The 15487-nt window shown below is 41.7% G+C and carries 13 protein-coding genes; 8 read left to right on the top strand and 5 right to left on the bottom strand.

Going from position 1 to position 15487, the window contains the following annotated elements; all coding sequences use genetic code 11:
* The 3 genes from CQA63_RS07105 to CQA63_RS10425 all read right to left on the bottom strand — a co-directional run.
* Positions 1-1302 (bottom strand): hypothetical protein (locus tag CQA63_RS07105; RefSeq protein ID WP_211305734.1); only part of this gene is annotated, 1302 nt, incomplete at its 3' end.
* A gap of 404 nt (positions 1303-1706) precedes the next feature.
* Positions 1707-1952, bottom strand: a complete 246-nt coding sequence (locus CQA63_RS07095) for a hypothetical protein (protein WP_104699732.1) — start codon at positions 1950-1952, stop codon at positions 1707-1709.
* Between the two features lie 607 nt (positions 1953-2559).
* On the bottom strand, positions 2560-2688 hold the full coding sequence (locus CQA63_RS10425) for a hypothetical protein (RefSeq protein ID WP_280524196.1): 129 nt from the start codon (positions 2686-2688) through the stop codon (positions 2560-2562).
* Positions 2689-3285: 597 nt separating this feature from the next.
* On the opposite strand from CQA63_RS10425, the gene luxS reads away from it, so the two are divergent.
* The 3 genes from luxS (at position 3286) to CQA63_RS07080 (ending at position 8154) form a co-directional block, all read left to right on the top strand.
* Entirely contained in the window at positions 3286-3783 is a 498-nt protein-coding gene (luxS, locus tag CQA63_RS07090; RefSeq protein ID WP_104699733.1) for an S-ribosylhomocysteine lyase, read from the top strand.
* Between the two features lie 103 nt (positions 3784-3886).
* Positions 3887-5020 carry an efflux RND transporter periplasmic adaptor subunit gene (locus CQA63_RS07085; protein WP_104699734.1) on the top strand — a complete coding sequence of 378 codons (1134 nt, stop codon included), beginning with the start codon at positions 3887-3889 and terminating at the stop codon, positions 5018-5020.
* A gap of 8 nt (positions 5021-5028) precedes the next feature.
* Complete coding sequence (locus tag CQA63_RS07080; protein ID WP_104699735.1) at positions 5029-8154, top strand: efflux RND transporter permease subunit; 3126 nt, start codon at positions 5029-5031, stop codon at positions 8152-8154.
* An 85-nt stretch (positions 8155-8239) separates the two neighbouring features.
* Here the strand turns inward: CQA63_RS07080 and CQA63_RS07075 are convergent, their stop codons facing one another.
* Positions 8240-8635, bottom strand: coding sequence for a hypothetical protein (locus CQA63_RS07075; RefSeq protein ID WP_170128386.1), 396 nt, complete (start codon positions 8633-8635; stop codon positions 8240-8242).
* A gap of 32 nt (positions 8636-8667) precedes the next feature.
* Between CQA63_RS07075 and CQA63_RS09505 the strand changes: the two genes are divergently transcribed.
* The gene (locus tag CQA63_RS09505) at positions 8668-8928 is read left to right on the top strand and encodes a hypothetical protein (RefSeq protein WP_158655491.1); all 261 of its coding nucleotides are present in this window, start codon (positions 8668-8670) and stop codon (positions 8926-8928) included.
* Between the two features lie 91 nt (positions 8929-9019).
* Here the strand turns inward: CQA63_RS09505 and CQA63_RS07070 are convergent, their stop codons facing one another.
* A complete protein-coding gene (locus CQA63_RS07070) occupies positions 9020-9970 on the bottom strand; it encodes a hypothetical protein (protein WP_104700284.1) in 951 nt (316 codons plus the stop codon).
* A 274-nt stretch (positions 9971-10244) separates the two neighbouring features.
* On the opposite strand from CQA63_RS07070, the gene CQA63_RS07065 reads away from it, so the two are divergent.
* From CQA63_RS07065 to prpD, 4 genes are all read left to right on the top strand, one after another.
* Positions 10245-11591, top strand: coding sequence for a butyryl-CoA:acetate CoA-transferase (locus CQA63_RS07065; RefSeq protein ID WP_104700283.1), 1347 nt, complete (start codon positions 10245-10247; stop codon positions 11589-11591).
* A 69-nt stretch (positions 11592-11660) separates the two neighbouring features.
* The gene (gene prpB / locus CQA63_RS07060) at positions 11661-12533 is read left to right on the top strand and encodes a methylisocitrate lyase (protein ID WP_104700282.1); all 873 of its coding nucleotides are present in this window, start codon (positions 11661-11663) and stop codon (positions 12531-12533) included.
* Between the two features lie 11 nt (positions 12534-12544).
* Complete coding sequence (gene prpC, locus CQA63_RS07055; RefSeq protein WP_104700281.1) at positions 12545-13693, top strand: bifunctional 2-methylcitrate synthase/citrate synthase; 1149 nt, start codon at positions 12545-12547, stop codon at positions 13691-13693.
* Positions 13694-13711: 18 nt separating this feature from the next.
* The gene (gene prpD / locus CQA63_RS07050) at positions 13712-15169 is read left to right on the top strand and encodes a 2-methylcitrate dehydratase (protein WP_104700280.1); all 1458 of its coding nucleotides are present in this window, start codon (positions 13712-13714) and stop codon (positions 15167-15169) included.
* Positions 15170-15487 lie beyond the last annotated feature (318 nt).

Below are 15487 nucleotides of genomic sequence, written 5' to 3'. Positions count from 1 at the left end.
TAGGGTAGTAATTACCGCTCCTGTGCCATTATTTAGGGTAGTAATGGTGCCACTAGTTTGGTTATTTAGGGTGGTTATGCGAGATTTGGCGCCTTGGTTGAGTAGGGTAGTGAATGAGCCGCTATTATTTAATGTCCCTATTGTGGTTAGAGCTTGAGAAATATTTGCATTCGTTAAATTATTCCATGTCCCCTCATTATTTAGGGTAGTAATCATAGCGGCACTATTGCTACTCCCGCCATTTCGTAAAAAGGCAATAGTGCCAGTGGAGGTATTAGTAAAAGTAGTGATTTGATTAAAGTTATTATTTGAATTTACGCCAGTAGTCCCAGCATTACTCATAGAGCCAGAATTAGTAAAAGTCTCTATCACTCCACGTGTGCCATTATTGAAAGCCCCGCTTAGAGTGCCCTCATTGGTAAAGGTCGTTATTCTCCCTTGCCCATTGAGGCGATAAGTAGTATTCCCTGCTCCATTTTGTGTGCCTATACCATTGCTTATGGTAGTTAGAGTGCCTTTGTTGGTAAAATTTTGTATCTGGGCGTTGTTATTGGTATATAAGGTAGTTAGAGTGCCACCTGTGTCATTAGTGAAACTATTTACCACCGCACTGGCGTGTGTAATGGAAAAAAAAGTGATAGTTCCTGTGTTAGTGGCATTTTGGAGTGTGCTTTGGTTAGGCATAGTAAGGTTAGTAAGTGTGCCTGAGTTATCTAGCATAGTAAAGGTGCTACTTTGCTGCACGGCAATATCTGTAATGGTGCCAGCATTAGTTACACTATGTGTCCCATAGCTAGCAGCAATTCTTTGGATAGTGGCTCCAGTATTATTGGTAGCAGTGAGGCTTCCTAGTATACCTGTGCGGCTAATACTCCCGTTATTAACTAAAGTAGTGTTGCTATTTTGCACAGTATAGAGCGCAAAGGCTCCAGCACTATTATTTTGCAAACGTGCCCCAGTATTCACAGTGAGATTAAAGGCACTTTGCGTATCGAGATTACCAATAATAGTGGGATTTGTCCCAGTCCCCGCATAATTCACGGTGATTTGCACATTTGATTCAACAATCAGTGTCGTAGGCTGTGATCCGGGATTATTCACATAATGACTAGCAGATGTGATAGAGGTAGGGACGGAAGTAAGCTTGCAATAATTGCTGGTTCTAGTGGTGGATTCGCAATTATTACTCCAGTTATTAGTCTGTGCGTTGGCATAAGTGATAAAGAGAGGGGTGAGGAGTAAGGGGTATGGGGCAAGGCAGATAGCCCTCACATAGCCATATCGCATGGGCATAAACCACATATATTAAGAGCCTAGTTTAGCTTGGAGAGTTAGGGGTGTTATGAGAGTTTTGTAATAGCTTGGTGTATTTGCTTTGAATATATCTTTTAATATATGGAATATATGGCTTGTGTGTGCCGCGGGGGGGGGGGGTATAGTACATTCCCCTATATAGCTTACTATATAACTTACGTGGCTTATATAACCTACTATCATAATTTTATCCAACTTCCCGTTTTATAAATTTGTTTCCTTTTCCTTGAGGCGGAATTATAATAAGGAATTCTTAATGGATATACATTTGGATAAAAGAATTTTTATTGGGTTTAAGCCTGCTTCCTATAAGGATACAAATTTTGTCGCCTCTTGCTGGCTTTGAGGGTGAAGCATTGCTGCTCGATTTACTAGAGACTCTACCCCTCTTGTCATTCTGAGGGAGTGGTAATGACCGAAGAATCTCTGTTTGGAATTTTAGTAAATGTTGTTAGTTTGTCATTCTGAGCGAAGCGAAGAATCTCTTTTAGATTTACCAGCGATTCTCCAAGTTTGTCATTCTGAGCCTCCGATAAGGGGTGAAGAATCTCTGTTAGAATTGCTAGAAACTCTGCCACTATTGTCATTCTGAGGCTTTGCAAAAGCCGAAGAATCTCTGCAAGAATCACTAGTCGCACTTTTTTGTATTTTTGAAAGAGAGTCCTTAGTAGATAAAAGAGATTCTTCGGTCGCTACGCTCCCTCAGAATGACAAAATAACGGAGTCGTTAGTAATTCGGGTAGAGTTTTTCACAATGCTTGGAATGACAAAGTAACAGCATTTACTAGTAAATCTAATAGAGTCTCTGCACAATGAAGTGTCAAAAGCTCTCAAGGCTTAATAAAGGGGAGAGTAAGACTGATCCCGCCCTTAAGCCAAAGGCGAGACCTTGGGGTTAAACTCTTAGTAGCACTTGACTATTATAAAACATAATAGTAAGATAGCCACTAAGATTGTCTTGTAAATCTTACTCATGGTAACCTCCTTTTTTAAAGTAGGTTACACTCAAAGGGGTGGCCGCCCCTTTGAGGCAACCCCTAATGCTTATTATACTACAACTCCATTTTTTCATTCATTAAGGTTTTTTGTTTGTTATTTCGCATTTAGTTTTGCGTGCATAAATAAGGGAATTTGTTGTGTGGGCTTGTTTGTTATTCTGCCTTTACGTGCAAGATATTGTCGCCTCTTGCTAGCTTTAAGCACGAAGCATTGCTTTATAAATCCACTAAAAGTGAGCAAAGTTTGTCATTCTGAGCCTCCTTTAGGAGGTGAAGAATCTCTTTTAGATTTACCAGCGACTCTGCCAAGTTTGTCATTCTGAGCCTCCTTTAGGAGGTGAAGAATCTCTTTTAGATTTACCAGCGACTCTGCCAAGTTTGTCATTCTGAGCCTGCATAGCAGGCGAAGAATCTCTGTGGGCGACTAGTGATTCGTTTAGAGATTCTTCGCTTCGCTCAGAATGACAAAATAACTGCCTTTCTAGTGTTTCTGTTAAGGAGTCTTTAGTAGATAAGAGAGATTCTTCGGTCAGGCTACGCCCTCCCTCAGAATGACAATAGGATTGGGACTGTCTAGTGGCTTTGTGAAGAGATTCTTCGGTCGCTACACTCCCTCAGAATGACAAACTAACAGAGTCGCTGGTGATTCTTTAAGAGATTCTTCGGGCATAAAGCCCTAAGACATGACAATCAATCCAGCATTTACTAGTAATCTAAAAAGCAATACTTCACCTCCTATGCTCTTCCAAGACTAGAGAGCTGACAAACTTGGAGAGTCTTTGGTAAATCAAATAGAGATTTTTGCCTTCATTTTGTGCTCCCCTAAGGGGGTGAGAAGAGGGCTAGATGTGTGATGGAATATTAGGGAGATTTGCGGAGCTATCAGTTAAGGAAATGTAAATAGTTGTATAGGCAACTATTTACAAAAATCCATTACAATACCCAGCTATACAAATATACAAAAGGAGTTTTTATGCCATTACTTGATAGTTTTAAAGTTGATCATACTCGTATGCCTGCTCCCGCAGTGCGCTTAGCAAAGAGTATGCAAACACCAAAGGGTGATGTGATTAGCGTCTTTGACTTGCGTTTTACTCGCCCAAATGTAGAGATTCTAAGTGAAAAGGGTATCCACACTATGGAGCATTTAATAGCCGGCTTTATGCGCGAGCATTTAAATAATGCACGAGTAGAGATTATTGATATTTCCCCAATGGGGTGTCGTACGGGCTTTTATATGAGTGTTATAGGAGAGCCCAATGCCTATGATGTTAAAGACGCGTGGGAGGCAAGTATGAGAGATGTTTTGCGCATTAAAGATGAAAAGCAAATCCCAGAGTTAAATATATATCAATGTGGCACGGCTAAAATGCACTCTTTAAAAGAAGCCCAAGAAATCGCCCAAATGGTGCTAGATAGAGGCGTTGGTGTGATGAACACAGAGGAGCTTTTATTAAAAGATTTTGCATAATAAATACAAAATTGGGGGAGTACTTTAGGCTTTATAAATGGCACAAAACGTATAAAAATGTAGATTTGTAGTATTAATCATTCTTTGAATTTAAGGAGATGTAATGTGGATTTTACGCACATTATTTTTTAGCATTTTTGCTTTAGGGGTTTTAATAGGTTGTAAGGAAAATGGGCAAAGTGTGCAAGCAAAAGGCGCACTTCAAGTGCAGACACAAAAAATCGCACACCAAAATGTGAATTTAAGCTTTGAATACCCTGCACGATTAAAAAGCGTGCAGAGTGCGGGCGTATATGCACGCGTGCAAGGCGTGCTTTTATCAAAGAATTTTAAAGAGGGAGATATTGTCCAAGAGGGGCAGCTTTTATTTAAAATCGACCCGGCTCGCTACCAAGCAAAGGTTAATCAAGCCAAAGCCCAAAGGCAGTCTGCAGAGGCGAATTTCATTAAGGCTAATCGCGATTGGCAACGCGTGGAAAAGCTCTATAAGCAAGGCGTTTATACCATAGATCAATATGATACTTCGCGCTCAAACTTCCTCTCTGCCCAAGCCAATGTCGCTAGCACACAAGCGGCACTTGATGATATGAATATTGATTTAGGCTATACAGATGTGGTAGCAACCATTAGCGGGAGAATCGGTATGCGAAGCTATGATGTGGGCAATCTCGTAGGAGGGAGCGGGCAAGATGTGCTGACTACCATTACCCAGCTAAGCCCTATTTATGCGGAATTTGCCATTCCTAATACAGATTATTACCTTATGCGTGGTTTAGAAAATAATCTTATTGAAGTGGAGTATATCCTTAATAATGGGCAAGTGTATGACAAGCTTGGCAAACTTGACTTTGTCGATAGTGTGCTTGATAGCCAAACTTCAAGTATTAAGGCTCGCTCTATTGTAGATAATGAAGAGCACAGACTTTTACCCAATGAGTTTGTGCGGGTGCGCCTTAAGGGCTTTGAAGCTCAAAATGCCATAGCTATACCTGAGAGTGCGCTTATGCAAGATGCAGAGGGGAGTTATGTATATTTAGTTAAAGACGGCAAGGCACAGATTGCGCGCGTTACTTTAGGTAAAAGGCTGCAGAGTGGAGAAGTTTTAGCCACAAGTGGTTTGCAAGATAATGATGAGCTGATACTCAATCAACTCTCCAAAATTCGCAATGGTGCTCCAGTAAGCCCTGTAAGTAAAGTTTCGCAAAATAAAGTAGATACTTCAAGCCAAGTGCAATAGGGGGAAATATGTCAAGATTCTGTATTAATCGCCCTATTTTTGCAATGGTGCTTTCGATTATTATCACATTAGTAGGTGCGATTTGTATTTTTGTTTTACCGGTGGAGGAATATCCTCAAGTCGTGCCTAATGAAATTGTCGTGCAAGCTACATATAGCGGCGCAAGCGCTGAAGTTATGGCAGATACGGTAGCAAGTATTATTGAAGATAGCATTAATGGTGTGGAGGGTATGCTGTATATGAAGTCTTCTTCTACTTCAAGCGGTGTGCTGAATTTGAGTGTGTTTTTTGCTAATGATTCTGATGCGGATATGGCACTCGTAAATGTCAGCAATCGCGTTCAAGCCGCACTTACGCAACTCCCCACAGAAGTGCAAAGGGTGGGCGTTACTACAAGGAAAAGATCTTCTACTATGCTTGCAGTATATGCGATGTATTCAGATAATCCCGCCCATGATGCGACGTATGTAGCAAACTATGCGATTTTAAATGTGATTAATGAGCTTAAAAGGGTCCCGGGTGTAGGTGATGTGAATGCCTTTGGCTCGAGGGATTATTCTATGAGAATTTGGCTTGATATAGACAAACTTTCTCAAAACAACCTTACCCCCTCTGAAGTCGCACGTGTAATCGCAGAGCAGAATGCACAATTTGCGGTGGGCTCCTTTGGGAAAGAGCCTATAGGAAGTGATGTTGCTTTTACATATTCTGTAACGACACAAGGGCGGTTTGTGAGTGCAGAAGAGTTTGGCAATATCATCGTGCGCTCACAAAGCGATGGCTCTGCTTTGCGTCTCAAAGATATAGCCAAAATAGAGCTTGGAGCGAAAGACTATAGTGTGAATCCTCTCCTTAATGGCAAAAATGCTGCGGCATTTGGTATTGCCCTGCAGGCAGGAGCGAATGCGCTTGAAGTAGCTGATAGCGTAGAGGCAAAGATGAAAGAGCTCTCTGCAAGTTTCCCCGAGGGTATGCACTATGCCAATCCTTACAATACAACAGACTTTGTGAAAATCTCCATTAAAGAAGTGGTTAAAACATTCATTGAAGCCATTGCGCTTGTGGTGATTATTATGTACTTTTTCTTGCAAAATGTCCGTGCAACGATTATCCCTGTGATTGCTATCCCTGTGTCGATTATAGGGACATTTGCGGGTATGTATGCCTTAGGATTTTCTATTAATCTCCTTACACTCTTTGGGCTTATTTTGGCTATTGGGATTGTGGTTGATGATGCGATTATTGTGATTGAAAATGTAGAGAGAATCTTACATACAGAAACACATCCTAATGGAGAGCGATATTCTGTGAAAGAAGCGACATTGAAGGCTATGGAGGAGATACAAGGACCGGTGGTAGCTATTGTGCTTGTGCTTTGCTCTGTGTTTATCCCTGTGGCGTTTATCGGGGGCTTTGCAGGGGCGATTTATCAGCAGTTTGCTATTACTATTGTTATTTCCGTTGTGATTTCGGGCTTTGTAGCCCTTAGCCTTACCCCTGCGCTGTGTGTTTCTATCCTTAAAGCACATTCACCTAAAAGTTTTTATCTCGTGCGTCGTTTTAATGACTTTTTTGATTGGCTTACGCATAAATTTGGCGAGCAAATTGGCAAGGCTTTAAGAAGAGGGCTAGCCCTTATGCTTTGCTTTGTGGCAATTATAGGCGTTACTTGGGGCTTATTAAGCAAGCTCCCTACAGGGCTTGTGCCAAGTGAAGATAAGGGGAGTATGATAAGCTTTATCCAGCTCCCGCCTGCTGCCTCACTTTCTCGCACCATTGAGCAAGGTAGAAAGGCTTTAGATATTTTAGATAAGCAGCCAGAAGTAAAGACCGCCTTTCTCATTGCCGGCTTTGATATGCTAGCAAGTGCGGCGCGTACTTCTGGGGCTGTGATTTTTGTTACGCTTAAAGATTGGAATGAGCGCACGCAGAGTGCCTTTAGCCTCTCTCAAAAGATGACAGGTGCATTTAATGCAGCCCTTGATGCCTTTGCGCTTGTAACGACTCCGCCTGCTATTATGGGGCTATCCACTGTGGGGGGATTTGAAATTTATATCCAAGATAGAGGAGGGAGAGGTATTAAAGAATTAGAGAAATACACTAATCTCCTTGTAGCAGAGGCAAATCAAAGAGAAGAGCTTGTAGGCGTGAGAAGTCTTTTCAGCGCGGATATTCCGCAATATCACATTACGCTTGATAGGGAGAGAGCAAAGGCTATGAATGTCAATATTGATGATGTTTTCACTACTATGCAGGCGACCTTTGGGCAGTATTATGTGAATGACTTTAATCTCTATGGCAAGACATATCAAGTTAATATCCAAGCGCAAAGTGAATTTAGAGATTCTGTAGAAGATTTGGCACGTATCTTTGTGAAGTCTGGCAATGGCGACTTAATCCCTATAAGCACATTAGTACGCCCTGAACGCGTGATTGGACCAGATATTGTAGATAGATTTAATCTCTTTACAAGTGCGAAAGTCATAGGGAATGCCAATGAGGGCGCGGGCTACTCAAGCGGTGATGCGCTAAGGACGATTGAAGAAGTGGCAAAAGAAGTGCTGCCTGAGGGCTATAGCATTGCTTATTCAGGTACAAGCTATCAAGAGAAAAGCACAAGTGGCACGGGAATGCTTGCCTTTGTGTTTGGGCTTGTTTTTGTGTTTTTGATTCTCTGTGCGCAGTATGAGCGATGGCTTATGCCTATTTCTGTGCTAAGTGCTGTGCCTTTTGCTGTGTTTGGTGCGGTTGTGGCTACCGCTCTAAGAGGGCTTAATAATGATATATATTTTCAAATCGGGCTTGTAATGCTTATCGCCCTATCGGCGAAAAATGCCATTTTGATTGTAGAGTTTGCTCAACATTTATACGAAAAAGAGGGTAAAAGCATTATGGAATCTGCCATAGGTGCGGCGAAATTGCGCTTCCGCCCTATTATTATGACTTCTCTTGCTTTTAGTATAGGCGTGTTGCCTTTGGCTTTAAGCAGCGGGGCAGGGAGTGCGAGCAGGCATGCCATTGGCACGGGAGTAATTGGCGGTATGATGGCAGCGACATTTATTGCTATCTTTTTTATCCCGCTTTTTTGGAGCTATGTGGCGAGCTTTTCACAATGGCTAAAAAGGAAAAAGTGATTTTATTATTGTCATCACAAGCCGCAGGCGAAGAATTGCTCCCTGATTTACTAGAAAGTCAGCCACTTTATCATGTCTTTACCCTTTAGGGTGAGGCATTGCTTTTTGGATTTTTAGTAAAGGCTGGATTCGTTGTCATGTCTAGAGCCTGCATAGCAGGCGAAGAATCTCTGTTAGAATTGCTAGAAACTCTGCCACTATTGTCATTCTGAGGGAGTGAAACGACCGAAGAATCTCTGTGGGCGACTAGTGACTCGTTTAGAGATTCTTCGCTTCGCTCAGAATGACAAACTTGGAGAATTTCTGGTGAATCAAACAGAGTTTCTTCGGTCAGGCTACGCCTTCCCTCGTGATGCCAAACTAACGGATTTGCTAGTGATTCCCTTTTTTCTTTTTCTATAAGGGGGAGGGGCTTGAATTGCGAAGTCGCTCCCTCCCCCTTATATATCCCCCACCCCGACGACGCTTTAAGAGGTGGCACTTCGTGCGATTTAATTTTATCGCAGTGAGAGCGTGTCTCACTGCTGGGAGACGTTGGGGACTTATTGTCATTCTGAGGGAGGGCAGAGCCCAACCGAAGAATCTCTAAAGGAATCACTAGTCGCTAAGAGAGATTCTTCGGTCGTTTCACTCCCTCAGAATGACAAACTTAGCTACCCGCAAGGGAAATTATTTTGTCATTCCAAGCATTGCGAAGAATCTCTCTTATCTACTAAAGACTCCTTAAACGAATCACTAGTGGTTAAAAGCAATTCTTCGGCTTTTGCAAAGTGATAATAAAACCTACGCACACAGGGGGTCCCAAGGATCCCCCCCCCCTTTTTTTATGTCTTTACCTTTAAAGATGACAAAATCTCTAGCCATTCTATGTATGCAATAAATGGTGTAAATCTGTAGAAATCGAGCTTGTGAAGAGTTGCGCATATGGGGTATTTTGCGCAAGGGTTTTGCAGAAATGTATCATTCCCTTTTTTGATTCAAGGCATTGGGCACAGAGTTTAAGAATCTGCGGGGCATAGTCTTTAGGGATATGCTTAGGGGCATGTGAGGGGGCGGTAAAATATTTGTGGATTCTATGGACTAGGGCTTTGTTTGTGATTTCTATAATCATAGAATCTATGGGCATTTTAAAAAACATTAAATTTTCATGCGGACTTAGAGAGAGATAAGTCGTATCCACACCAAAAGCCTTCGCACTATAGGAATCAAACAAATAAAGGCTTTTATTGTAATTATCTTCAAAATGTTCAAGCATAAGCCTTAAAATAGCTAATCGCTCCTTAATGCTATAAATATTCCCTATGGGTGAGAATGCAAAGCGTAATAATGATTCTATGCTATACCATTCTATGCTCTCAAATCCATGCTCTAATACAAGCTCATAGCGCTTACGTCGAAGGATTGCCGCATATTCTGAATGCCCAAACTTGTAAGGAAAGGTAATAATTTTATCGCGATATGCAGGAGAGGGGAATCTAGGGTGTATTACAAAACGTCTGTTTTTTTCCTTTTCTAAAATATATTCTAATCCGCCCTCATAGCCTTTATCAATAATGCGTATTTCACTTTTTGGTATTTGTGTAAGAAGAGTGAAAAATTCCTCCTCATAGCAGTCTTTATCCCAAATGCGCTCAGGGTATCTAAAAAATGTTGTAACATTATGAAGCACTTTTTGATCGGGTTCTTTATTGACATTTTTATCAATCCATGAAGTCAATGTACGCCTATCTTTGCCAATGATACGCGCGAAGTGCGATACGCTAAGGTGCGAGCGTTCATAGATTACAAGCAATTTCTCCAAAAGACTAAGAGCCATAAGTTTTCCTTATTGATAAAGTTTTTATTTGAAGTTTCTTTATTGTATAGATTCTCTCTTTGGAGAAAGTCTATTTTGTGAAATATTATAAAGCAATGCGTAAAAATGTATAATTTTTATACATAAATGTAATTTATACGACAAAGTGGCAAGAAAAATTCAAAAGTTGTGCAAAGTAAAAAATCATATCCTTGCTAGAATAAGTGTCACTCCACATTAATAAAGGCAGGTAGTGCGTTGTTAAAGTGTGAGAATTTCTATGAAGGGTTGCATTATGGATATATATCAGATGTATAAGCAAAAGCAGACAAGTGCAGCTGCTGCTGTAGGGGTGATTAAATCTGGTGATTGGGTGGATTATGGTTGGGCTGTTACGACACCTATAGCCCTTGATGCCGCCCTAAGCCAACGTATAGAAGAGCTAGATGACATTAAGCTTCGCGGAGGAGTTTTAGTGCAAATGCCTGAAGTGTTCAAGGTTGATACACAAGGCAAACATGCTTCATGGCATACGTGGCATGCAAGTGGTATCGGACGTAAGCTTATCGAGCAAGGTTTGGGATTTTATATGCCTATGAGGTATTCTGAATTGCCTAGATATTATAAGGAAACAAAGGCTACGCCAAGTGTGGTTATGCTCCAAGTGGCTCCTATGGATAATCATGGCTATTTTAATTTTGGCTTATCTGCTTCACATTTAAGCGCGTGTATAGAGAAAGCAAAGGTGGTGATTGTCGAAGTGAATGAAAATATGCCCCGCTGTTTAGGTGGATTTGGCACAGATGTGCATATTTCTCAAGTAGATATGATTGTAGAGGGAGATAATCCGCCTTTAGTAGAAGTGCCATCTGCGGAGATTTCACAAGTTGATGAAGCAGTAGCAAAACTGATAGTAGAGGAGATTAGCGATGGAGCCTGCATACAATTAGGCATAGGCGGTATGCCAAATGCGGTGGGGTCTTTTATCGCAAAATCAGATTTGAAAGATTTAGGCGTGCATACAGAAGTGTATGTTGATGCTTTTGTAAAAATGAGTGAAGCAGGCAAGGTAAATGGGAGAAAAAAGAGTATCAATCAAGGGAGGCAGACATATTCCTTTGCTATGGGGAGTAAGAAGCTCTATGACTTTCTTAACAATAATCCAGAATGTATGAGCGCGCCTGTTGATTACACCAATGACATACGCACTATCGCGGCATTAGATAACTTTATCTCTATTAATAATGCCGTAGATATTGACCTTTTTGGGCAGGTAAATTCTGAATCTTCAGGCACAAGGCATATTAGCGGGGCAGGCGGGCAGCTAGATTTCGTGCTTGGAGCATATTTGGCAAAAAATGGCAAAAGCTTTATTTGCTGCTCTTCAACGATGAGGGCAAAAGATGGCACATTAAAAAGCAGAATCCTCCCCACTTTGCATGAGGGGAGCATTATTACTGCTACAAGGGCAAATGTGCATTATTTTGTTACAGAATATGGCAAGGCAAATCTCAAAGGCTTAAGTACTTGGGAGAAATGCGAGGCGATTATCTCTCTAGCTCACCCTGATTTTAGAGAAGATTTAATAGCCCAAGCGGAGAAAATGAAAATCTGGCGTATGAGTAACAAAATACGACCTTAAATACCATATATTCATACCATATAAAGGAGGTTTAAATCATTTTAATTTACCCATTTAAAAAGGAGAAATATGAAAACACAAGGAACAAAATTTAGAGAAGCAGTGAGAGAGTATGCTCCACTGCAGATTTTAGGCGTGATTAATGCCTATAGTGCGATACAAGCGCAAAAATGCGGTGCAAAGGCATTGTATTTAAGCGGCGGGGCATTAGCGGCTATGAGTTTGGGTGTGCCCGATTTGGGCATTAGCTCATTAGAAGATGTATGTGTTGATGTACGGAGAATCACCGCAGCAAGTGATTTACCCTTGCTAGTTGATGCAGATACAGGCTGGGGCGGGGCATTTAACATTGCTCGCACGATTAGAGAGCTTACACGAAGTGGAGCGGCGGGGTGTCATATTGAAGACCAAGTCGCGCAAAAACGATGCGGACATCGCCCTAATAAAGAGCTTGTAAGCCCACAAGAGATGAGTGATAGAATCAAAGCAGCAGTAGATGCGCGGCTTGATACAAGCTTTGTGGTTATGGCAAGAACTGATGCACATGCAAGCGAGGGACAACAAGCAGCTCTTGATAGAGCAGCCTTGTATGTAGAATCTGGAGCAGATATGATATTTGCTGAAGCCATACATACACTTGAAGAATACAAACAATTCACAGACAAAATCAAAGTGCCGGTGTTGGCAAATATTACAGAATTTGGCAAAACGCCTTACTTTACGCGTGAGGAGTTAGGAGGGGTGGGCATTTCTATGGTGCTTTATCCGCTCTCAGCTGCTAGGGCTATGTGTAAGGCAGCACTTGGAGTGTTTGAGGATATTTTGCAAAATGGTTCGCAAAAAAACAGCATAGAGCATATGCAAACTCGCGCAGAACTCTATGAGACTTTAGGCTACCACGAATATGAGCAAAAACTTGATTTGCTTTTTAAATCTAAATAAAAGGAGAAATTATGGGAGAAGCAATTAAAAATACAAAAGTAGGCGGGCTTGCAGGTGTAAGTGCTGGGCAGTCAGCTATTTGTACCGTTGGGACAGGGCATGGGCTTAATTATAGAGGTTATGATATTTATGACTTAGCTCGTGAGTGTGAGTTTGAGGAAGTGGCATACTTGCTTTTAAGGGAAAAGCTCCCTACTAAAGCTGAGTTAGAATCTTTCAAAAAGGAGCTTATCGCAGCAAGAGCATTGCCCAAAGCCCTAAAAGAATCACTCAAACTTTTACCTAAAAATGCGCACCCTATGGACATTATGCGCACAGCTTGCTCTGTGCTTGGGTGTTTAGAGCCAGAAGAATATGATATTGTGAAAATGTCTTTTCCTATGCAACAACAAATCGCTACAAGATTGCTAGGTATTTTCCCATCCGCGCTTTGCTTTTGGCATCATTATCATCATAGTGGCAAGGAGATTGGCACAGAATCTTCTCAAGATTCTATTGGGGGATATTTCTTAGACCTCCTTCATCAAAGCGCGCCTAAAGAGCTATGGGTAAAGGCTATGCATGTGAGTTTAATCCTCTATGCAGAGCATGAGTTTAATGCAAGTACTTTCACTGCTAGGGTGATTACAGCGACTATGTCAGATATTTATTCAGGTATCACAGGGGCGATTGGAGCATTAAGGGGTCCCTTGCATGGTGGGGCAAATGAGGCGGCAATGGAGCTTATAGCAGCATATCGCACTCCAGAGGAAGCCACACAGGGCATTTTAGATAAGCTTGCTAAGAAAGATAAGATTATGGGCTTTGGACATCGCGTGTATGTGAAAGCCGACCCACGCAATGTGGTTATTAAAGAATGGAGTAAAAAACTCAGCGAAGATGTCAAAGATACAAAAGGGCTTTATCCTATTAGTGAAGCGATAGAAAAAGTTATGTGGGATCAAAAGAAGCTTTTCCCTAATTTGGACTTTTATAGTGCTTCAGCGTATCACTTTATGGGCATACCTACATCATATTTTACCCCTATTTTTATCTTTTCACGCACAGCGGGGTGGTTGGCTCATATTTTTGAACAAAGAGCAAATAACAAGCTTATCCGCCCAAGCAGTGAATATACAGGTCCAGACAATAAGGCATTTGTGCCTATGCAAAATCGTTAATGCACAAAGGAGGATATAATGAGTGCAGATATGGGTATTTTAGAAACAAAACGACCAGAGTTTGATGAACTTTTAACTAAGATTGCGCGCTATGCGTTGGAATATGAGATTAACTCACCTTTAGCGTATGAAACGGCACGTTATTGCCTTATGGATACGATAGGTTGTGGGCTTTTAGCCTTGAATTTTCCAGCTTGTACAAAGCTTTTAGGTCCTGTCGTGGAGGGGGCGGAGTTCCGTCCATTGGGGGCGAAAATCCCGGGTACAAGCTATCAGCTAGAGCCTGAACGTGCGGCATTTAATGTAGGGGCTATGGTGAGATGGCTTGACTTTAATGATACTTGGCTTGCGGCTGAATGGGGACACCCTAGCGATAATCTCGGAGCGATTTGGGCAGTGGCTGATTATGTGAGTAGAAAGAATCTTTCACAAGGTAAAGCACCATTGCTTGTGAAAGATGTGCTTAAAGCTATGATTAAAGCCCATGAGATTCAAGGTGTGCTTGCCCTTGATAATTGCTTTAACAAAGTGGGCTTAGACCATGTATTGCTTGTGAGGATTGCAAGCACAGCAGTAGCTTGTGTGATGCTTGGAGGGAACTTTGAAGAAGTGCGCAATGCAGTGAGCCATGCCTTTATTGACGGAGGTGCATTAAGGACTTATCGCCACGCACCAAATACAGGCTCAAGGAAAAGCTGGGCAGCAGGCGATGCTTCAAGTAGAGGAGTGAATCTTGCCTTAAAAGCCCTAAGTGGTGAAATGGGCTATCCTAGTGCGCTTAGTGCAAAATTCTGGGGTTATGAAGATGTGAAAATGAAAGGGCAAAAGCTCACTATCCCCCAAGAATTTGGCAGCTATGTTATGGAAAATGTGCTTTTCAAAATCAGCTTCCCTGCGGAATTCCACGCACAAACTGCCGTTGAAGCAGCCTTAAAACTCCATGATGAAGTGAAAAACCGCCTTGATGATATAGAAAAAATCATTATCACCACTCAAGAATCAGGACATAGAATCATCAATAAAGTAGGCGAGCTAGCAAACCCAGCCGATAGAGACCACTGCATACAATATATGGTCGCTGTGCCACTTGTGTTTGGTGAGCTTACTGCAGAGCATTATGAAGATAGCATAGCCAAAGATAAGCGTATTGATGCTTTGAGGGATAAAATGGTTGTTGAAGTTGATGAGCGCTACACAAGAGAATATTTAGAATCTGATAAACGCTCCATTGCAAATGCCGTGCAGATTTTCTACAAAGATGGTAGCAAAAGCCAAAAGATAGAGGTAGAATATCCCATTGGGCATAAAAGAAGAAGAGAAGAGGGTATCCCTGTGCTTATAGAGAAATTTAAGCGCAATATCGCCATCAAACTTAGCCCCAAAAAATGCGCACATTTACAAGAGCTATGCTCTAATCAAAAGACTTTAGAAAATACACCTTTCCATACATTTAGTGATTTATTTTGGCTAGGCTAAAGGGTTTTTGAGGAGAGCTATAAGGCTCTTTGTGAGCCTTATATTGGCATATAAGGGTGGATGGTTTGAATGAATGGCTAGTGTTGTTCTTGTTTCCTTTTGCGGGCGGGCAGAGAATCGACCTGAAGAATCTCTAAGGGAATCACTCATCGCCTATAGCAATTCTTCGGTCATTACCATTCCCTCGTGATGCCAATAGGATTGCGATTCACTAGTGGATTTGCGAAGAGATTCTTCGCCTCCATTTCGTGTTCCCCCCCAAGGGCTGGCAAACTAATTTCTTTTATAAGAGGGTAAGCCCACTCCCTATAAGGTAGC

This window comes from Helicobacter marmotae, assembly GCF_003364255.1.
Classification (GTDB): domain Bacteria; phylum Campylobacterota; class Campylobacteria; order Campylobacterales; family Helicobacteraceae; genus Helicobacter_C; species Helicobacter_C marmotae.
Note: the sequence above shows the minus strand (reverse complement) of the source record. Positions and strands in the feature narration are given on the sequence as shown.